The organism is Clostridium felsineum DSM 794, assembly GCF_002006355.2.
In the GTDB taxonomy this organism is placed as follows: Bacteria; Bacillota; Clostridia; order Clostridiales; family Clostridiaceae; genus Clostridium_S; species Clostridium_S felsineum.
In genome coordinates this window covers 2,403,535-2,423,519 of sequence record NZ_CP096980.1, presented here as the reverse complement: position 1 = coordinate 2,423,519, position 19,985 = coordinate 2,403,535, and the positions used below count along the sequence as shown (strand labels likewise).

The following is a 19,985-nucleotide window of genomic DNA, read 5'->3' as shown; positions in this document are numbered from 1 at the left end:
TTAGTTTTTTGGTTTTATTTTGCATATTCAACTGCGCGAGTTTCTCTAATTACATTAACTTTAATTTGACCAGGATATTCTAATTGTTCTTCAATTTTTTTAACAATACCTCTAGCCATTTCAATTGAACCCGCATCGTCAACTGTTTCTGGTTTAACCATAATTCTGATTTCTCTTCCAGCCTGAATGGCATATGACTTCTCTACACCTTCATAAGAATTAGCTATTTCTTCTAATTTTTCTAATCTCTTAATATATGCTTCCAAAGTTTCACGTCTTGCTCCTGGTCTAGCTGCTGATATAGCATCTGCTGCCTGAACTAAAATAGCCTCTAATGATTGTGGTTCAACATCACCATGATGTGCTCCTATAGCATTTACAATTAAAGGTAACTCATGGTACTTTTTAGCAACCTCTGCACCTATTAACGCATGAGGACCTTCAACTTCATGGTCTACTGCTTTACCAATATCATGAAGGAGACCAGCTCTTTTAGCAAAAGTAGGATCAATACCAAGTTCTGCAGCCATAAAACCGGCAAGATAAGATACCTCTATGGAATGTTTTAGAACATTCTGACCATAGCTAGTTCTGTACTTCAATCTTCCAAGAAGTCTAGTTAACTCACTATGTAAACCGTGAACACCTGTCTCGAAAGTAGCCTGTTCGCCTTCTTCTTTAATATTGTTTTCAACCTCTTTTTTTGCTTTTTCAACCATTTCTTCAATTCTAGCAGGATGAATTCTACCATCAAGTATCAGCTTTTCAAGAGCAATTTTTGCAACTTCTCTTCTTACAGGATCAAATCCTGATAAAATAACAGCTTCAGGAGTATCATCAATAATCAAATCTACACCAGTAAGAGTTTCAATTGCACGTATATTTCTACCCTCTCTACCTATTATTCTACCCTTCATTTCATCATTAGGAAGAGATACAACGTAAACTGTTGATTCAGCAACGTGATCAGCTGCACATCTCTGAATAGCATACGTAATAATTTCCCTTGCTTTTTTGTCTGCTTCTTCTTTAGCTTTTTGTTCTACTTCTTTGATCATTATAGATTTTTCATGCTTAATTTCTCTATTAACTTCTTCTAAAAGTAAATCTTTTGCCTCTTCAGAAGTCAAACCGGAAAGTTTTTCTAGCTTTTCTCTTTCTTCTTTATAAAGCTGTTCTATAGTGTTTTGTTTTTCTTGTATTGAGACCTCACGCTCATTGAGAGCGTTTTCTCTCTTTTCAAGTAAATCATTTTTTTTGTCTAAGGTTTCTTCTCTTTGAAGATTCCTTCTTTCTAGTCTTTGAATTTCATTCCTTCTCTCCCTAGTTTCTTTATCTAGGTCTGAGCGCATTCTATGAGCTTCTTCCTTTGCCTCCAAAGTAGCCTCTTTTTTCAGTGTATCGGCTTCTTTCTTTGCATCTTCTTTTATTTTCTTTGCATCTTCTTCGGCTTTAGAAATTTTAGCCCAAGCGTATTTTCTTCTGATATACATTTCAACTATAGTTATTATAATAACTAAACAAACCATAGTAATTATTAATTTATTAATATCCATTGCCTAAACACCCCTTTGCTTATATTGCTGAATTATAAAGTAAAATTAATGAAGCTATGAAAAGGTGTCATATTATTCAATTGGCAATCATTTGAATATGCTAAACCAGTATTTGTATATGAGATAATTGTATATTAATTTATTGCTTATGTCAAGATATAGTATTATTAAAGAGTTTGTTAAAAAAATACAGAAATTTTCAAAAAAAGGTTGTAGCAAAACTACAACCTTTTTCTATTTTTTATTCTTTTCAATAGCCTTTTCAGCCTTTGAATTTTCTTTTTTTACTTCTTGAATAGGTAACTCATATTTTGCTCTTATTTTATTTTCAACTTCAGTTCTAATCTCAGGATTTTCTTTAAAAAATAACTTAGCATTTTCTCTTCCCTGACCAAGTCTTATATCTCCATAAGAGAACCAAGCTCCACTTTTTTGAACAATATTTTCTTTAACTCCTACATCAACTACATTTCCCTCACGAGATATACCTTCATTGTACATAATGTCGAATTCAGCTTGTTTAAACGGAGGAGAAACTTTATTTTTAACAACTTTTACTCTAACTCTATTTCCAATCATCTCTTCGCCTTGTTTTATAGTATCAATTTTTCTTATATCCATTCTTACAGATGCATAGAATTTAAGAGCTCTTCCACCTGGAGTAGTTTCAGGATTTCCAAACATTATTCCAACTTTCTCTCTAAGTTGGTTTATAAAAATCGCAATACATTTTGATTTATTTATAGAACCAGTAAGTTTTCTAAGTGCTTGAGACATAAGTCGTGCTTGAAGACCTACATGAGAATCTCCCATTTCTCCCTCAATTTCAGCTTTAGGAACAAGTGCTGCAACAGAGTCTACTACAATAACATCAATTGCACCTGATCTAACAAGTGCTTCAGCAATTTCAAGTGCCTGTTCACCTGTATCTGGTTGAGATATAACTAAATTATCTATATCAACACCTAGTGCTTTTGCATATTGTGGATCTAAAGCATGCTCAGCATCTATAAACGCAGCAGCTCCACCTTTTTTTTGTGCTTCAGCTAATATATGAAGTGCAACTGTTGTTTTACCAGAAGATTCTGGTCCATAAATTTCAACAACTCTTCCACGAGGTACTCCACCTATTCCAAGTGCTATATCTAAAGACAAACATCCAGTTGAAATTGAATCTACATTTAATATATCTTGTTCACCAAGTTTCATTATGGCGCCTTTTCCAAATTGTTTTTCTATTTGACTCATAGCCGCATCAATGGCTTTTAATTTTTCATTATCCATATATATCCCGTAAGGGTTCACCAACCTTTCTATCGAACATCTGTTCTATCTATAATTATATATCAAATTATAGATTTGTCAATATAATATAAGGAAACCAAGAGTAAATTAGCTTAAGCATATTAAAATCTATATACTTAATCTATTTGAGAATTGGTTTCCTTTTAAAAGTTTTAGCAAGGAACTATATTTTATTATATCCATTTTATAGAAAATAAATCATCATTTATCATTTATAAATACATGTCTATTCTTATAAAAGTAATCTATTCCAGAAATAATAGTTACAATAAAGGCTATAGCTAACGTTATATCCATTCCATATTTCAAAAATTTTTCTATTTGAGAAGAATGTACACTAAGAAAACTAAACTGATCTATAAATTTTCTAAAATCATAATTCTTTTTTAAATTTATAAATAGAAGTGCAAATATTATCGTTATTATTTGGATAAAGGTTTTAATTTTTCCCCACCAGCTAGCAGCAATAACAATACCTTCACCTGCAGCCACACTTCTAAGTCCTGTTACTGCAAATTCCCTAGCTATTATTACAATAGCTATCCATGCAGGTATTACATGAAACTCAACTAATGCTATAAGCGCTGATGATACTAGTAGTTTATCTGCAAGGGGGTCCATTATTTTACCAAACTTAGTTATTTGATTTCTACTTCTTGCGATATATCCATCTAATTTATCTGTTATTGCAGCAATTATAAAAATAGCTGTAGCTATGCTTCTTCCATATGGTATTTGACGTACCACAATAAATATTAAAAACACAGGAACTAAAAAAATCCTCAATAAAGTTAATTTATTTGCTAAATTCATTATACACAACCCCTATTAAATCATATTCTAGGTTTTCTGTGATTTTTATATTAACAAAGCTTCCAACTTTAACGTCTGATTGAGACTTAAAGAAAACTTTTCCATCTATATCAGGAGCCATCTCAAAATTTCTGCCATACCAATAATCACCATTAAAACCTTCAACTAATACTTTGTAAGTTTTACCAACCTTTTTAGTATTCAATTCTTTAGATACTTGCTGTTGAATAATCATTATTTCGTCTTCTCTTTTTTCCTTAACTACTTCATCTATTTGCATTGGCATTAATGCTGCTTTTGTATCCTCTTCCCTTGAATATTTAAAAACACCCAAATTATTAATATGTGCCGTTTTCACAAAGTCTTTTAGTTCATAAAAATTTTCTTCTGTTTCACCAGGAAAACCTACTATAAGTGATGTTCTTATAGATATATCAGGCATTTTCTCTCTTATTTCTTCAATTTTATGTAATATTTCTTTCTTTCTTGTCTTTCTAAACATATTTTTTAAAATATTATCACTTATATGCTGAATAGGCATATCTATATAATTACATACTTTAGGGTTGCGTGATATTTCTTCTATAAGTTCATCTGTTATTTCTTCAGGATAACAATACATTATTCTTATCCATTCAATGCCGTCTATTAATGATAGTGAATTTAATAATTCATGCAATCTTTTTTTTCCATATAAATCTATACCATATCTTGTAGTATCTTGAGCAATAAGTATTAATTCTTTTGTTCCATTTTGAGATAATTCTTTTGCTTCTTCAATTATTTTTTCAAATTCCCTACTTCTATATTTTCCTCGTATTTTGGGTATTATACAATATGAACAAGAATTATTACAGCCTTCAGCAATCCTTATATATGATGAAAACTCGCCAGTAGTTTTCATTCTTTTTCCTTCGTTAATAGAACTATCACTATAATTTAAGTAAACATCCTTTTTACCTAAATTAAAAAAGTCATCTATAGCATCATCTAAATTTTTATAATCATTTACTCCAAGTATGACATCAATTTCAGGTACTAACTCTTTTAATTCTTTTCCGTATCTCTGAGTTAAACACCCTGTTGCAATTAACATTTTACAATTATATTTTTCTTTATATTTATTCATTTCAAGTATTGTATTTATAGATTCTTGCTTTGCAGATTCTATAAAACCACAAGTATTTACAAGAATTATATCTGCTTCTCTAGGATCATTTACAATTTCATAAGCTCTATTTATAGATCCAAGTATAATTTCGCTGTCAACCCTATTTTTATCACAACCTAAACTTACTAAGCCAAATTTTAATTTATTCAAAGTTTCTCCTCCTAGTGACACGTTAAATACAAATTATATTTTATTACTTTAAAGAGAATTTAACAAGGATTTTCACATTATTTAATGTAAATTTTATAATTCATCCTTTGTTATTAAAATATTTCTAGGTTTACTTCCATCTCTTTTGGATATATATCCTTTCTCTTCTAACTGCTCCATTATCCTTGCAGCTCTATTATAACCAATTCTAAGTTTTCTCTGTATAAGTGATGTTGATGCTTGCTTTGCTTCAACAATTATTTTTACAGCCTCATCTAAGAGTTCATCCTCATCACCTTCTGATTTGGACACATTGCTATTAATTTGCTCTATTATTTCTTCCTTATACTGAGTTTCAGTATTTTCAACTTTTATAAAATTTACAATTCGTTCAACTTCTTCATCATCTATAAATGCGCCTTGTATTCTAATTGGTTTAGATTCTCCAACTGGATTAAAAAGCATATCGCCTTTTCCTAGAAGTTTTTCTGCACCAGACATATCTAGAATGGTACGTGAATCTATTTGACTGGATACAGCAAAAGAAATTCTTGAGGGAATATTAGCTTTGATAACTCCCGTTATAACATCTACAGATGGTCTTTGAGTTGCTATTACAAGATGCATACCAGCAGCTCTCGCCATTTGTGCTAATCTTCCTATATAATCTTCAATATCATTAGGACAAACCATCATAAGATCCGCTAGCTCATCAATTATTATTACTATCCATGGAAGTTTACTTTCAACTTTGTTTTTAGCATAAAGTTCATTATAGCCTTCTATATTTCTAACATTGTTATCTGCAAACATTTTATAACGTTTAGTCATTTCATTTACTGCCCAATTTAAAGCTCCTGCTGCTTTTTTAGGATTTGTTACAACTGGTATGAGTAAATGAGGGATTCCATTGTATACGCTTAATTCAACTACCTTTGGATCTACCATAAGAAGCTTAACATCTGTTGGAGCACATTTATAAAGCAAACTCACTATTAGAGTGTTTATACATACACTTTTACCAGATCCCGTTGCTCCTGCAATAAGTAGATGAGGCATTTTAGTCAAATCAGTAACTACACAATTTCCACTTATATCTTTTCCTAGGGCAAACGCTAAATTGGATTTTGAATTTGCAAAAATTTCTGATTGTATTACTTCACTTAAAAAAACAGCTGTTAATTCCTTGTTTGGTACTTCTATACCAATGGCCGATTTTCCTGGAATTGGGGCTTCAATTCTGACACCTGAGGCTGCTAAATTTAAAGCTATATCATCTGAAAGATTAATTATTTTACTAACTTTAACACCTGCACTAGGCTGAAGTTCGTATCTTGTTACAGAGGGACCTTTTGAAACTTGTACAACCTTTGCATCTACACCAAAACTGTTTAAAGTTTCAGTAAGTTTTTCAGCACTTGCCAAAAGCTCTTTTTTATCACTCTTTTTTAGCTTAGACGTTTCATTTACGTTAAGCAAGCTGATTGGTGGATAATCATATTTTATTTCAACATCATTAAACGAATGCTTTTCAATTGCACTTTCAAGTTCTGCGCTTATTACTTTGCTTTCATTTTCGTTTTTTTCTGATGAATCAAATACTGCTATTTCATTCGATGCTTGTCCTTTGTCATTTTTATCTAGGTTGCCTTCATTTTTCATAAAATCAACAATCTTAATCTTATCACTAATTTTTTTTGCTAGAGTTTCTTCAGTACCTTTATTTTCATCTTCGTATTCAATGGTTTTTGTTTCATCTATAGAAGGCTTGTTTTTCTTTACAGGTCTATTTTTGAAATTAGTTTTTATTATTTCTCCAAAAGATTTTTGGGAAATCAAAAGGAAAGCTACTAAATATAATGCTATAAATAGTACAAAATATCCTCGTCCAAAAAGCTTATATATAGGTACATCAATAGTATATGAAATTACTCCACCATGAAATGTATTTGATGATTCATATATTCTTTTTATTCCATCAAAAAAATCGCCAGTATAATACAAATTCAACTTTTGCATTTGTATAAACATTAGTGTTGTTATAATAGCAACATTAACTCCATAAAATCGTCTACTAAAAGTTATTTTTCCTCTTTTCAATATGTAACAAATACCCATAAACATCAATAATATAGGAAATATATATGCACCTACACCTACAAGTGTGAATAAAAGCTTCTGCATTCCTTTACCAATAATACCTGCAAAATCGGTAAAAAACATACTTACAGCTGCAAATGCTCCAAAGGCAAAAATTGATATACCTGCTATGTCACTATTTAATGTACTTTCAGCTATTTTATTTTGCTTCATTTTCTTTACTTTTCTACTTCTTGGCAAATATATCACCTCTAACATAATATGTACTGTATTATTAATTTTATAGTAACCATAGGTAAGATTTACCTATGGCGTACTGTCATCTATAAGTTCTTTAAGTTTATTTAAAGCTTCCTTTATACCTCCGACACTGTCTATTAAACCATACTTTACTGCTTGTTTTCCTATCAAAATTGTCCCCATATCATTTAAAAGATCATCTGTTTTAAGCATAAGTTCTGTTAAATTTTCTTTTTTTATTTTTGAAGTTCTAATTATAAATTCAGATATTCTTTCCTGCATTTTATTAAAATATTGAAAAGTCTGAGGGACACCTATAATAAGTCCATTCATTCTTATTGGGTGAATTATCATAGTTGCTGTTGGTGATATGAAAGAATAATTTGATGCTGTAGCAAGCGGAACCCCAATTGAATGTCCCCCGCCTATAACAAGAGATACTGTTGGCTTACTTAGGCTTCTTATCATTTCAGCTATAGCAAGACCTGCCTCCACATCACCACCAATTGTATTCAATATTATAAGAACTCCTTTTATATCTGGGTTATATTCTACATTCATAAGTTGAGGAATAATTTCTTCATACTTTGTAGTTTTTGTCTGAGAAGATAGTATTCCATGCCCCTCAACTTGACCAATGATCTGTATAAATTCTATTTCATCATTTTTTTTATCTTTTTCATTATTATTTGAAGTTTGTTCATCGTTGTTCATTTAAATCCCTCCTGCACTAAAATTATTGTGTGCAGGTTTTACTAAAGTATACTTCATTTATTATTTAAATTGAACTCACGATGAAGAGCCTTTATTACTTGACTCTCAAAATCAGATTTTACAAGACACCATATTGTTGAGTGAGAATCAGCGGTTTGAAGTACTTCTATACCTTCTTTAGTAATAGCTTTTAAAATTCTTGCCATTACACCAGGAACACCACAAATTCTACTGCCTATGATAGCAATTTTACTGCAATTATCCTCTAAAGAATAATTGAGATCAGTTTTACTTAGTATACTGTTAAGTTTATTTAAGTCTTTATTATCAATTGTAAATATATTTTCTTTAGGAAATACATTTATTAAGTCAATATTTATATTTTTTAAAGCTAACATATTCAGAAAATCTGATGATTTTATTTTAGCATTTTTAAATTTAGTTATAACTTGAACTCGTCCACTTAAAGAGGTTATACCAGTAATAAGACTTTTATTTAAAATACTTCCTTCTCTATTTATTAAAGTCCCTGGGCAATCACTTAAAGTATTTTTAATTAAGAGAGGGACATTACCATTCATTGCCACCTCAACTGCTCTCGGATGAATTACTTTTGCTCCCTGCTCTGCAAATTCAAAAACTTCATTATAACTTATATTTTCTATTAAAGCTGCATCTTTAACTATTCTTGGATCCGCGGTCATAATACCGTCTACATCAGTATATATTTCTATTTTTTCAGCTTTAACTGCACAGCCAATAAGCGATGCAGTTACATCACTTCCACCTCTACCTAGTGTGGTAAAAAAACCATTTTCACTTTTACCTTGAAAGCCCGCAACTACAGGAATTTCATTATCAGACAAAAGTTTTAAAAGATTTTCTGGTTTTACATATTTTACAGCTGCATTACTATAGTTATCATCTGTTATTATTCCAGCTTGACCACCGGTAACAGGAACAGCAGCGATTTTTGATTTTTTAAGTTCGTTACTCATTATTACTGTACTTATAATTTCACCACAGCACATTAATAAATCAGAAGCACGCTTATTTGTTTCTTTAAAATCTTTATCAATAAGAGATAATAGAGTATCTGTAGCATAAGGCTCTCCAGATCTCCCCATTGCAGATACCACCACAATAGGTTTATATCCTTCATTTATTGCTGACATTACCTTTTGTACAACAAGTTTTCTTCTTTCTTGTGTAGATACAGATGTTCCTCCAAACTTTTGTACTATGATTTTCATAATATTCCTCCAAATTATAAACGATTTTTTTTCATTACAGAATTGTCTACGTCCATAATTATGGTTTTGGCACCTATCTTTTTTATATATTGCCATTCAACTTCAAAAAACTCATGTTTGCTGAACAAAGAAAAGCCTGTATTGTTATTTCCAATTATCAAGGAAATCATTTTACCACTATCATCAATAATTATATCATTATTGCCAACAGTAGCATATTTTTCACCATCATTTATATTAATAATCTCATATTTTTCAATTTCGCTGTAATATTTAATGTTATCGATCATAATAAACACCCCCATATTTAAAAAAGTATTATTAAAATATTATGTTTTGATACATATATTTATAACCTTTCTTTAAATATGATAAAAATAAAAAGGCAATTAAGCCCTTCTATTAGTGGTAGATTATTTTTCTTTAGCGTTATCTTCTTCTTGTTGTTTCAAAACATCTTTTCTTGATAAATTTACTCTTCCTTGATTATCTATATCAGTAACTTTAACTAATATTTCATCACCTACAGAAACTACGTCCTCTACCTTATTTACCTTAGCTATATCCAGCTTAGATATATGGACAAGACCTTCTTTACCTGGGAGAACTTCAACAAATGCTCCAAAGTTAGTAGTCTTAGTTACTTTACCCAAATAAATTTCTCCTACCTTAACATCTTTAGTAAGGTTATCTATCATTTTTAAAGCTCTATTTGCTGAATCAGCATCACTTGATAGAACAAATACAGTTCCATCTTCTCTGATATCTATTTTAACACCAGTTTCTTCAATTATTTTATTAATTGTTTTTCCACCAGTTCCAATGAGAGTTCTTATTTTATCTGTATCTATATTTATAGTATACGCTCTTGGAGCATATAGTGATAATTCTTTTTTAGGTTCCGGTATGCATGCAGTCATTTTTTCAAGTATGAATAATCTTGCTTTTCTCGCATCAATTATAGCATCTCTTATGCAAGTTTTTGATAATCCATGAATTTTAGTATCTACTTGAATTGCTGTTATACCTTTTTCTGTACCAGCTACCTTAAAATCCATATCACCAAAGAAATCTTCTAAACCTTGTATATCAGTAATAACAGCTTCTTCAGAAAGATCTTCACTAGTTATAAGTCCCATAGCTATACCAGCAGCTGGTCTTTTTATTGGTACACCCGCATCCATTAATGCTAAAGTGCTTCCACACACGCTGGCTTGTGAAGTAGATCCATTAGAACTCAAAACCTCTGATACAAGTCTTATTGTATAAGGGAATTCCTCTTCAGATGGTATAAGTGGTACCAACGCTTTTTCCGCAAGAGCTCCATGACCAATCTCTCTTCTATTTGGTCCTCTTAGTGGTTTAACTTCACCTGTAGAATATGGAGGAAAATTATAGTGGTGCATATACCTTTTAGATTCTTCTACTCCTAATCCATCTATTACTTGAGCATCTCCTATTGGACCTAGAGTTGTAACTGTCATAACTTGTGTTAAACCTCTTGTAAATAACCCACTTCCATGAGTTCTAGGCAATATATCAACATCACAACTTATATTTCTTATCTGATCAAATTTTCTTCCATCCGGTCTTCTACGCTCTTTTAAAAGCATATTTCTAACAACCTTTTTCTGAAGTCTATAAACAATTTCATCTATATCCGCTGCATCATCAGGATACTTCTCAGCAAATTCATCAGATATTTTTTGTTTTATTTCCTTTAATTTTAAATTTCTCTCATCCCTATCCGTTATGTACATAATTTCCTTAATATCATCAAAAGCAAATTCAGTAACATCTTTTTCAATTTCTTCTTTAGGATGATATAACTCAGGGGTAACCTTTTGTTTACCAAACTCCTTCATTGCCTTTTCTTGAAAAGCAACTATATCTTGACAAGCCTCAAATCCAAAATTTATAGCAGATATCATAACATCTTCTGGAATTTCTTCTGCTCCTGCCTCTAGCATCATTACTCTTTCTTTTGTTGCACAAACAGTCAAATCAAGAGAACTTTTTGTTCTTTCTTCTAATGTAGGATTCAAAATAAAATTGCCATCAATTAATCCTACAGATACTGTAGCAACAGGAATTGTAAATGGAATATCAGATAAGCATAAAGCTAAAGATGCTCCATTCATAGCAAGTATTTCTGGCAAATTGTCCTGTTCAACAGACATAACAGTACATACTACCTGAACATCATTTCTATATCCCTTAGGAAATAATGGTCTTAGAGGTCTATCTATTGCTCTTGCATGTAAAATAGACTTTTCAGAAGGACGACCTTCCCTTTTTACAAACCCTCCTGGTATTTTTCCTACAGAATATTGTCTTTCTTCATATTCAATACTTAAAGGAAAAAAATCGATACCATCTCTTGGTTTTTCTGAGGCATTAACATTAACCATTACAACAGTATCGCCATAACTTATAAACATGGCACAATTTGAAAGCATACCAGTTTTGCCACTTTCCACTTTTAATTTTCTGCCAGCAATATCTGTTTCTAAAACATGTGACATATAATTTACCTCCCTATATAAATTTACATTATTATTATAAAAAATTTTTTTTAATTTATGTATATAGTTCAAAATTAAAATTTTGAGTATTTGATAAAAAATCAAACAACTCATATATTTAAATTTGTGTTCTAAAATAATGGAGCGGTATTAACCGCTCCATTTTTTCTGATTCTTACTTTCTTAAACCTAATTTTTTTATTATATCACGATATCTTTCAATATCAACAGATTCAAGATAGTTTAAAAGACCTCTTCTTTTACCAACCATCATTAAAAGACCTCTTCTTGAGTGGTGATCTTTCTTATGATCTTTTAAATGCTCATTTAAATGATTAATTCTTTCTGTTAATAATGCAATTTGAACTTCAGGAGAACCTGTATCTCCTTCTTTTCTACTATATGTTGCAATTAACTCTTGTTTTTTAGCTTTATCCAATGTAAAACACCTCCAAATTATTATCCCCTTATTCCAAGAGTATCGTCGGAGTCTCGATAGTCTTCGCATAAGGTTCCTTATAATATTATATCAAAACTTTTTATAAATGTAAATTACTATTTAGATAATATTATTGCATATATGCAAATTTTTTATCTTTTTCCAATTGCAGCTTCAAATGCTCTATACTACCAAATTTAATTTGATCACGTATTTTTTTTATAAAATTCAATTTGATTTCTTTATCATATATGTCTTCATGGAAATCTAAAATATAAGTTTCAATAGTAAGAGCGTTACCATTTACTGTTGGATTAGTTCCAACATTTGTTATTCCCTTATACTTTGAATTATTATACTCTACAGCAGTATAGTATACTCCTATTTGAGGCAGTACAAATTTATCATCATAATTTAAGTTAGCAGTAGGAAAACCTAATTTTCTACCAATTTGTTTTCCGTAAATAACCTTTCCTTTAAGAGAAAAAGGAGTTAAAAGCATTTTATTTGCATCCTCGATGTTTCCATTTGCAATACAATCTCTTATACGTGTGCTACTAACTACATCATCTTTAAAAAATACTGGTGGCAAAACATAAAGTTCAAAATTATATTTTTCACTTAATTTTTTTAGTAAGTTTATATCACCTGAATTTTTATATCCAAATTTATGATTAAATCCAGTTATTATTCCTTTTATATTATAATGTTCTATCATATTTAATATAAAATCTTCTGGCATCATTTTCATAATATCTTCGTTAAAGTCAAAAAAATTCAAAATATCCATACCTAAATTTTTTAATATATCTATTTTAGTCTCATTACTCATTAATATTTTAGGAGCAATAGCTTTATTTACTATATTTAAAGGATGTGATTTAAACGTACTAAGCATACTCATAGAACCATTATTTTTACTAAGAGCCAGTGTCTTATTTATTAAACTCAAATGTCCCATATGAAGTCCATCAAAACTTCCTATGGTAACATATGTTTTACAATTAAGTTTAATTTTAAAACTATCATTTAGAACTTCCATATAAATTTCTCCTAAGTTAGTAATTTAATCATTTTAAATCCATTTTCATTTAAACGTGCAAGACCCAAAAATTTCTTTTCTATGTTATAGACTCTATATATTTTTTTGTCCAAAATTTTTGAAACTAATCTTTTATCGGAGATATTCACTCCATTTATTAACAATTTTTCAAACTTTTCATCCACTATAAATTTCTCATAATTTATTAGGCATTTATCAATTGGAATTATATTCTCTGAAAAGTTTGCCTCATTAAGATTATCTAAATGTATACTTTTAGATTCATTAAAAATTCCTGAAGATATTCTTGTAAGATTGTACATCATTGCTCCGCAACCTAAAGCTTCTCCTATATCATAACATAAACTTCTTATGTAGGTTCCCTTTGAACATTCAACACGAAACTTAACAAAAGGTATGTCTATATTTAAAATATTCATGTCATATATAGTTACATTTCTTGAGGTTCTTTCGATTTCGATACCTTTTCTAGCTAAATCATAGAGTTTTACACCATTTACTTTAAGGGCTGAATACATTGGTGGCACTTGAGAAATTTCACCTTTAAAACTCATAACTGCATCGATTATTTCTTTATTTGTCAAGTTTACCTTGGCTTCTCTTAAAACTTTTCCTTCTCTGTCATAAGTATCAGTTATTTCTCCAAGTTTCATCTCTGCATCATATACTTTTTTTCCTGCCATAACTAAGTCTACAATTTTAGTAGACTTTCCAATACAAACAGGCAAAACACCTGATGCCAATGGATCAAGTGTCCCTGTATGCCCTACTTTCTTTTCTTTTGAAATTTTTTTTACTTTTCTCACTACATCAAAAGATGTAACTCCTGTTGGCTTAAATATATTTATTATACCATCCATAACTACAACTCACCTTTAATTTCATCAATAAGCATTTTTTCAACATCTGAAATATTGGAATCTATGGACAAACCAGCTGCTCTTATATGCCCACCGCCTCCAAATTTTTCAGCAATTTTTCTAACATCAACATAAGACTTTGATCTCAAACTAACTTTAATGCAATTATCTTTTTCTTTTAATAGCATACAAACTTCAGCTGTATTTACTTTAAGGCCTATTGATACTAAATCTCCAGTGTCAATATCCCCTGCATTTGCTTTTTCTATAAAGTCGTGAGTCACTCTCATGATACACAATTTATTATCAAAAGTTAAATACATATCATTTAAAACAAGAGCTTGAAGCTTTAATGCTTCAAATTTCTTGTTATCAAATATTTTTCTATGTATCTCACTAAAATCGAGTCCTGTATTAATTAAATTTCCAGCTACTTCATGAGTATGAAGTGTTGTGTTAGAAAATCTAAAAGACCCTGTATCTGTTAATATTGATGTATAAAGACAAGCTGCTATATCTTTATTAATTATAATATTCATTTTACACAATATATCGTATATTATTTCTCCAACAGAAGCTGCTTTTGTATTTATATAATTTAAATCTCCAAAGAAATCATTTGTAATATGATGATCTATATTAATAATAGAATATTTATTGCTTTTTAATAAAATATCTGAAGTATCAAAATTTAACCTTTCAATATTACCACAATCTAACGTTATCAATAAGTCTGTATTATCTTCTACCTTAAAATGATTTCCATCAATTTCTTCAGCAAAATTTAAAAACTCAAAAGATTCTGGGACAATCTCTTTACTTAGAATATATGCATCTTTATTAACATTTCTTAATGCATTTAAAAGTCCCAAACTAGAACCGATAGAATCACCATCGGGTGACATATGAAAACTTATAGCAATTTTATTACTACTTTTAATTTTATCAATGACATCATCTATTATCATCTTTGTCAGACCCCTTAATCTTTTCTAAAAGAGCATCAATATGCATACCCTTTTCTATTGAAGTATCAAGTTCTATTATAACTTCAGGTGTATATCTTAGTTTAACCGCATATCCTAATTCTTTTCTTATAAAAGATTCACTCTTTTTAAGTATATCCATAGTTTCTTTTTTCTTAGCATCATCACCAAGTATACTTACATAAACTTTAGCATATCTCAAGTCTTTAGTTACATCAACTTTTATTACACTAATCATGGATGTAAGGCGTGGATCCCTTATATCATTTTGTATTATACTGCTTATTGCTTTTTTTACTTCTTCATTAATTCTTCCTGCTCTATATTTAGCCATAGAATATCTCTCCTTTATAGGTAGATTGTTTTCTTTTAGCCTTCTTGCTTAACTTTTACCATTTGGAATGCCTCAATGACATCTCCCTCTTTTATATCATTAAATTTATCTATAGTTAAACCACATTCAAAACCACGAGCTACCTCTTTAGCATCATCTTTAAATCTTTTAAGTGAAGCTAATTCGCCCTCAAGTATTACTATACCATCTCTTATTACTCTTATACTACTATTTCTAACTATTTTTCCAGAAGTTACGTAACATCCTGCAACAGTTCCAATACTTGATATTTTATAAATATGTCTAACTTCAACATTACCTATAATTTCTTCTTTAAACTCAGGATCAAGCATACCAACCATGGCTGATTTTATATCATCTATAGCAGTATATATTACCCTATAAGTTTTTATATCTACATTTTCTTTTTCAGCTAAAGCAGATGCATTATTATCGGGTCTTACATTAAATCCTATTATTATGGCATTAGAAGCACTAGCTAATATAACATCTGTTTCTGTAATAGCACCAACTGCACCATGAATAACTCTTACCTTTACTGTATCAGTAGAAAGTTTTTCAAAAGATTGTTTTACAGCTTCTACAGATCCCTGTACATCAGCCTTTACTATTATACCAAGCTCTTTAACTTTTCCCTCTTGTATTTGACTATATAAGTCCTCTAATGAAACCTTATGTTTTGAAGCTAAATTTGCACTTCTTAATTTTTCAACTCTTACTTTAGCCATATTTCTTGCTGTTTTTTCATCTCTTACCACATTAAATTTATCTCCAGCTTCAGGAACATCAGAAAGTCCTAAAACTTCAACAGGAACAGATGGGCCAGCAGATTTGATTTTTTTGCCCTTATCATCAAACATAGCTCTTATTCTTCCATAAGTTGAACCAACTATTATTGAACTTCCAACTTTTAAAGTACCATTTTCTACAAGTAAAGATGCAACTGGACCTCTTCCTTTATCGAGTTTTCCTTCTATTACAGTTCCTCTTGCATGTCTTTTAGGATCTGCTTTTAATTCCATAACATCAGCAGTCAATATAGTCATTTCAATTAAGGTATCTAATCCCTGCTTTGTCTTTGCAGAAACAGGAACGCATATAGTATCGCCACCCCAATCTTCAGGGATTAATCCATGCTCTGTAAGTTCTTGCTTAACCCTATCTATATTGGCACCTGGTTTATCTATCTTATTTATAGCAACTACTATTGGTACCTTAGCAGCTTTACAGTGATTTATTGCTTCTTTTGTTTGAGGCATTATTCCATCATCAGCAGCCACAACTAGTATTACAACATCTGTAATTTCAGCACCTCTAGCTCTCATTGCTGTAAAAGCTTCGTGACCAGGAGTATCTAAGAATGTTACTTTTCCATCATTCATTTTTACAGTATAAGCTCCGATGTGTTGTGTTATTCCACCTGCTTCTGTCTCAGTTACACTTGATTTTCTTATAGCATCAAGAAGTGATGTTTTACCATGATCAACGTGACCCATTACAGTTACAACAGGAGGTCTTTTAATCCAATTACCTTCATCTTCTTCTTCTTCGAATTCATTTTCAAATTCGTTTTTTAATTCCTTTTTATCAGCTTCTTCTGCCTTTTGAATTACATCTACATTAAATTTAGCTGCAACTTTAGTTGCTGTTTTAAAATCAATTTCTTGATTTATTGCAGCCATTACACCCATAAACATTAATTCTTTTATTACTTCTGTAATAGGTTTTTTTAATTTTTCAGACAAATCTTTTACTGTTATTGTATTTTCAATTTCTATAACATCTTCAAACTCTTGAGACTCACTATCTTCATCATCTTCTTGTTTGTCTTTATCTTTTCCTTTGATTTTTTTGTTTTTTCTAACCTTTATGCTGTCTGATATCATATCTTCATATTCTTCAACTAAATCTGATTTTTTATCCTTATCATTTTCACTATCAGATAACATTTCTTTAATAAGATCTGCATCCTCTTCATCTATAACACTCATATGATTTTTAACAACAATACCAAATTCATCATGAAGTATGGTAATAAGTTCTTTACTTGATCTACCTAATTCTTTTGATAATTCATAAATTCTTACTTTTGGCACATTATACACCCCCATTTAATTATTTTCAGGTAATAGACTTTTTAATTTTTCGCTAATTTTTTTATCTACAATGCATATAACTTTTATGCTTTCACTACCAAGTATATTTCCGAGTTCACTGCTTGAAAACTCATTTACAACATCTATATTACGTTGTAAAGCGTAATTTTCAAACTTTTTTTTACTGTTTTCCGAAATATCAGTAGCAAGAAGTATGAGGTAAGCTCGCTTTTTTGAAAGAAGTTCTTCACATTTATTGTAGCCTTCTACTATTTTACCTGCTTTTTTAGCAATGCCTAAAAATTGAAGAAATTTGTTATTCATTTGTAACCTCATTTCTTAATTTATTATAAAGCTCTTCATTAATTTTAATTTCTAAATTTTTTTCAAGCCTTTTTTGCTTCACTGCTTTTTCAAGACATTCAACGCTTTTACATATGTAAGCGCCTCTTCCAGGTTTCTTACCTGAAGTATCTACTGATACCTCACCTTCTTTATTTTTTACAATTCTTATAAGCTCTTTTTTTGGCTTCATTTCCATGCATCCTGTGCACATTCTTTGAGGTATTTTCTTTTTTTTCACTATAATACACCGTCCTTTACCAAAAATTTAGCATTATAAATTATTGATTTAATTCACTTTCATATTGAGATTTACTTTTTATATCAATTTTCCATTCTGTAAGCTTTGCTGCAAGACGTACATTTTGACCTTCTTTTCCTATAGCTAAAGACAATTGATTATCATCAACTATTGCTTTTGCTGATTTTGTATCTTCATCAATAAATACATCAAGTACTTTTGCAGGACTAAGTGAATTTGATATAAATTCTTCAGGAAGCTTACTCCACTTTATTATATCTATTTTTTCATTTTTAAGTTCATTTACTATATTTTGAACTCTCATACCCTTTGGACCTACACAAGCACCCATAGCATCTACATTTTCATCGTGAGAGTAAACAGCTATCTTAGTTCTAGAACCCGCTTCTCTTGATATACCCTTAATTTCCACAATACCACTGTATATTTCAGGTACTTCTAATTCAAACAATCTTTTGACAAGACCAGGATGAGTTCTTGAAATCACAACTTGTGCTCCCTTAGTAGTGTTTTTAACTTCAACAATATATAATTTTATTCTTGAGTTATATACATAATCTTCTCCTGGAATTTGCTCTGATGGTCCAAGAATTGCTTCAATTCTCCCTAAATCTATTAAAATATTTCCTTTATCTTTTCTTAACACAGTTCCTGTTATTATATCAAATTCTTTTTCTGAGAATTCATCATATAGAAGGCTTCTTTCAGCTTCTTTTATTCTTTGAATAACAACCTGCTTTGCAGCTTGAGCTGCAACTCTTCCAAAACTTTTAGGTGTTATTTCTAAATCTACTATATCATCTAATTGATATTTTGCATCTAAATTTTTTGCATCTTCTAATGAAATCTCACATATATTATCTTCTACTTCTTCAACTACTTTCTTTTGTGAGTAAACATGTATTTCTCCATTTCCCCTATTCATACTTACTCTCACGTTGTGAACATTTTCTGTAAGCTTAGCGTAATTCTTTTTATATGCTGCGACTAATGCATCCTCAATTGTTGAAAAAAGAAGTTCCTCGCTTATACCTTTTTGTTCCACAATTTCCTTAAGTGCCTGGATGAACTCTTGATTCATTTCATTAACCTCCTTAAAATTCCCCACTCAAACAAATTTTTTTGATTTTTTTTCTTGGAATTTTTAAATTCCTATCTTCTGAGATAGTTACTATAATATCTTCTTCATTAAAATCAATTAGTTTACCTGAATAATTTGTTGATTTTTCAAGACTACTTTTTAGTTTAATATCTACAATACTTCCAATGTATTTTTTTAAATGATTATCTGTAAATAAAGTTCTATTTATTCCAGGTGACGATACTTCAAGATAATAACTGTAAGGAATAGGATCTTTATCATCCAGCAAATCACTTATAGCCCTACTTACAATTTCACAATCACTAAGGGATATTCCACTTTCTTTGTCTATGTATACTCTTAAATATCTTTCACCATCTTCTTTAACTATTTCAATATGATAAAATTCATAGCCCAAATTTTCAACTACAGGTTGTATGAGTTCAATTAATTTATCTATCATTTAATCCCCTCCTCACAATATATAATTTGCTACTTAAAGTTTTTTAATTCTTTAAAATAAAAAATACAAAATGAAAGAGCGGGCAACAAACCCACTCTCTTGGCACAAATCTATCAGTAAACTCTAACATCTCATGTTATTGTAACATATTAAAATTTATATTTCAAGGATAAATTAACATATAAACTGTTAGTATCAATAATTAGCCATG

The 19,985-nt window shown here is 30.1% G+C and carries 19 protein-coding genes; all 19 read right to left on the bottom strand.

Annotated features, from left to right (window positions below; genetic code table 11):
* Window positions 1-14: 14 nt before the first annotated feature.
* The 19 genes from rny to rimP all read right to left on the bottom strand — a co-directional run bounded on the left by rny (window position 15) and on the right by rimP (window position 19,774).
* Window positions 15-1,556 (bottom strand): ribonuclease Y, encoded by a 1,542-nt coding sequence (gene rny / locus CLFE_RS11430; RefSeq protein WP_077892580.1) that lies wholly within the window; start codon window positions 1,554-1,556, stop codon window positions 15-17.
* Between the two features lie 234 nt (window positions 1,557-1,790).
* Window positions 1,791-2,840, bottom strand: a complete 1,050-nt coding sequence (gene recA, locus CLFE_RS11425) for a recombinase RecA (protein ID WP_077892581.1) — start codon at window positions 2,838-2,840, stop codon at window positions 1,791-1,793.
* A 222-nt stretch (window positions 2,841-3,062) separates the two neighbouring features.
* A complete protein-coding gene (gene pgsA / locus CLFE_RS11420) occupies window positions 3,063-3,674 on the bottom strand; it encodes a CDP-diacylglycerol--glycerol-3-phosphate 3-phosphatidyltransferase (protein WP_077833312.1) in 612 nt (203 codons plus the stop codon).
* Window positions 3,658-4,995: a 30S ribosomal protein S12 methylthiotransferase RimO gene (gene rimO / locus CLFE_RS11415; protein WP_077892582.1), complete on the bottom strand. Its 1,338-nt coding sequence runs from the start codon at window positions 4,993-4,995 to the stop codon at window positions 3,658-3,660. Before rimO ends, pgsA begins: the two co-directional genes overlap by 17 nt.
* Before the next feature lie 93 nt (window positions 4,996-5,088).
* Window positions 5,089-7,353 (bottom strand): FtsK/SpoIIIE family DNA translocase, encoded by a 2,265-nt coding sequence (locus CLFE_RS11410; RefSeq protein ID WP_077892583.1) that lies wholly within the window; start codon window positions 7,351-7,353, stop codon window positions 5,089-5,091.
* A gap of 48 nt (window positions 7,354-7,401) precedes the next feature.
* A complete protein-coding gene (locus tag CLFE_RS11405) occupies window positions 7,402-8,049 on the bottom strand; it encodes a ClpP family protease (protein WP_077833314.1) in 648 nt (215 codons plus the stop codon).
* A 53-nt stretch (window positions 8,050-8,102) separates the two neighbouring features.
* Window positions 8,103-9,302, bottom strand: a complete 1,200-nt coding sequence (dapG, locus tag CLFE_RS11400; RefSeq protein ID WP_077892584.1) for an aspartate kinase — start codon at window positions 9,300-9,302, stop codon at window positions 8,103-8,105.
* A gap of 14 nt (window positions 9,303-9,316) precedes the next feature.
* Window positions 9,317-9,592: a YlmC/YmxH family sporulation protein gene (locus CLFE_RS11395; protein WP_077892585.1), complete on the bottom strand. Its 276-nt coding sequence runs from the start codon at window positions 9,590-9,592 to the stop codon at window positions 9,317-9,319.
* 123 nt (window positions 9,593-9,715) lie between these two features.
* Window positions 9,716-11,827, bottom strand: coding sequence for a polyribonucleotide nucleotidyltransferase (gene pnp, locus CLFE_RS11390; protein WP_077892586.1), 2,112 nt, complete (start codon window positions 11,825-11,827; stop codon window positions 9,716-9,718).
* A gap of 175 nt (window positions 11,828-12,002) precedes the next feature.
* Window positions 12,003-12,266, bottom strand: coding sequence for a 30S ribosomal protein S15 (rpsO, locus tag CLFE_RS11385; RefSeq protein ID WP_077833318.1), 264 nt, complete (start codon window positions 12,264-12,266; stop codon window positions 12,003-12,005).
* 130 nt (window positions 12,267-12,396) lie between these two features.
* Entirely contained in the window at window positions 12,397-13,308 is a 912-nt protein-coding gene (locus tag CLFE_RS11380) for a bifunctional riboflavin kinase/FAD synthetase (protein WP_077892587.1), read from the bottom strand.
* Window positions 13,309-13,319: 11 nt separating this feature from the next.
* Complete coding sequence (gene truB, locus CLFE_RS11375; RefSeq protein WP_077892588.1) at window positions 13,320-14,189, bottom strand: tRNA pseudouridine(55) synthase TruB; 870 nt, start codon at window positions 14,187-14,189, stop codon at window positions 13,320-13,322.
* Window positions 14,190-14,191: 2 nt separating this feature from the next.
* Window positions 14,192-15,157, bottom strand: coding sequence for a DHH family phosphoesterase (locus CLFE_RS11370; protein WP_077851546.1), 966 nt, complete (start codon window positions 15,155-15,157; stop codon window positions 14,192-14,194).
* The gene (gene rbfA / locus CLFE_RS11365; protein ID WP_077833322.1) at window positions 15,144-15,509 is read right to left on the bottom strand and encodes a 30S ribosome-binding factor RbfA; all 366 of its coding nucleotides are present in this window, start codon (window positions 15,507-15,509) and stop codon (window positions 15,144-15,146) included. Before rbfA ends, CLFE_RS11370 begins: the two co-directional genes overlap by 14 nt.
* A gap of 35 nt (window positions 15,510-15,544) precedes the next feature.
* On the bottom strand, window positions 15,545-17,626 hold the full coding sequence (gene infB / locus CLFE_RS11360; RefSeq protein WP_077833323.1) for a translation initiation factor IF-2: 2,082 nt from the start codon (window positions 17,624-17,626) through the stop codon (window positions 15,545-15,547).
* Window positions 17,627-17,641: 15 nt separating this feature from the next.
* Entirely contained in the window at window positions 17,642-17,950 is a 309-nt protein-coding gene (locus CLFE_RS11355) for a ribosomal L7Ae/L30e/S12e/Gadd45 family protein (protein ID WP_077833324.1), read from the bottom strand.
* On the bottom strand, window positions 17,943-18,209 hold the full coding sequence (gene rnpM / locus CLFE_RS11350; RefSeq protein WP_077833325.1) for an RNase P modulator RnpM: 267 nt from the start codon (window positions 18,207-18,209) through the stop codon (window positions 17,943-17,945). Before rnpM ends, CLFE_RS11355 begins: the two co-directional genes overlap by 8 nt.
* A gap of 40 nt (window positions 18,210-18,249) precedes the next feature.
* The gene (gene nusA / locus CLFE_RS11345) at window positions 18,250-19,311 is read right to left on the bottom strand and encodes a transcription termination factor NusA (RefSeq protein ID WP_077833326.1); all 1,062 of its coding nucleotides are present in this window, start codon (window positions 19,309-19,311) and stop codon (window positions 18,250-18,252) included.
* 13 nt (window positions 19,312-19,324) lie between these two features.
* Entirely contained in the window at window positions 19,325-19,774 is a 450-nt protein-coding gene (gene rimP, locus CLFE_RS11340; protein WP_077833327.1) for a ribosome maturation factor RimP, read from the bottom strand.
* Window positions 19,775-19,985 lie beyond the last annotated feature (211 nt).

Bases quoted from the DNA above. Each gene is read 5' to 3' on its own strand.
- rny (WP_077892580.1), bottom strand. From the start codon at position 1,556: ATGGATATTAATAAATTAATAATTACTATGGTTTGTTTAGTTATTATA.
- recA (WP_077892581.1), bottom strand. From the start codon at position 2,840: ATGGATAATGAAAAATTAAAAGCCATTGATGCGGCTATGAGTCAAATA.
- pgsA (WP_077833312.1), bottom strand. From the start codon at position 3,674: ATGAATTTAGCAAATAAATTAACTTTATTGAGGATTTTTTTAGTTCCT.
- CLFE_RS11410 (WP_077892583.1), bottom strand. From the start codon at position 7,353: ATGTTAGAGGTGATATATTTGCCAAGAAGTAGAAAAGTAAAGAAAATG.
- CLFE_RS11405 (WP_077833314.1), bottom strand. From the start codon at position 8,049: ATGAACAACGATGAACAAACTTCAAATAATAATGAAAAAGATAAAAAA.
- dapG (WP_077892584.1), bottom strand. From the start codon at position 9,302: ATGAAAATCATAGTACAAAAGTTTGGAGGAACATCTGTATCTACACAA.
- CLFE_RS11395 (WP_077892585.1), bottom strand. From the start codon at position 9,592: ATGATCGATAACATTAAATATTACAGCGAAATTGAAAAATATGAGATT.
- pnp (WP_077892586.1), bottom strand. From the start codon at position 11,827: ATGTCACATGTTTTAGAAACAGATATTGCTGGCAGAAAATTAAAAGTG.
- CLFE_RS11380 (WP_077892587.1), bottom strand. From the start codon at position 13,308: ATGGAAGTTCTAAATGATAGTTTTAAAATTAAACTTAATTGTAAAACA.
- truB (WP_077892588.1), bottom strand. From the start codon at position 14,189: ATGGATGGTATAATAAATATATTTAAGCCAACAGGAGTTACATCTTTT.
- CLFE_RS11370 (WP_077851546.1), bottom strand. From the start codon at position 15,157: ATGATAATAGATGATGTCATTGATAAAATTAAAAGTAGTAATAAAATT.
- rbfA (WP_077833322.1), bottom strand. From the start codon at position 15,509: ATGGCTAAATATAGAGCAGGAAGAATTAATGAAGAAGTAAAAAAAGCA.
- CLFE_RS11355 (WP_077833324.1), bottom strand. From the start codon at position 17,950: ATGAATAACAAATTTCTTCAATTTTTAGGCATTGCTAAAAAAGCAGGT.
- nusA (WP_077833326.1), bottom strand. From the start codon at position 19,311: ATGAATCAAGAGTTCATCCAGGCACTTAAGGAAATTGTGGAACAAAAA.
- rimP (WP_077833327.1), bottom strand. From the start codon at position 19,774: ATGATAGATAAATTAATTGAACTCATACAACCTGTAGTTGAAAATTTG.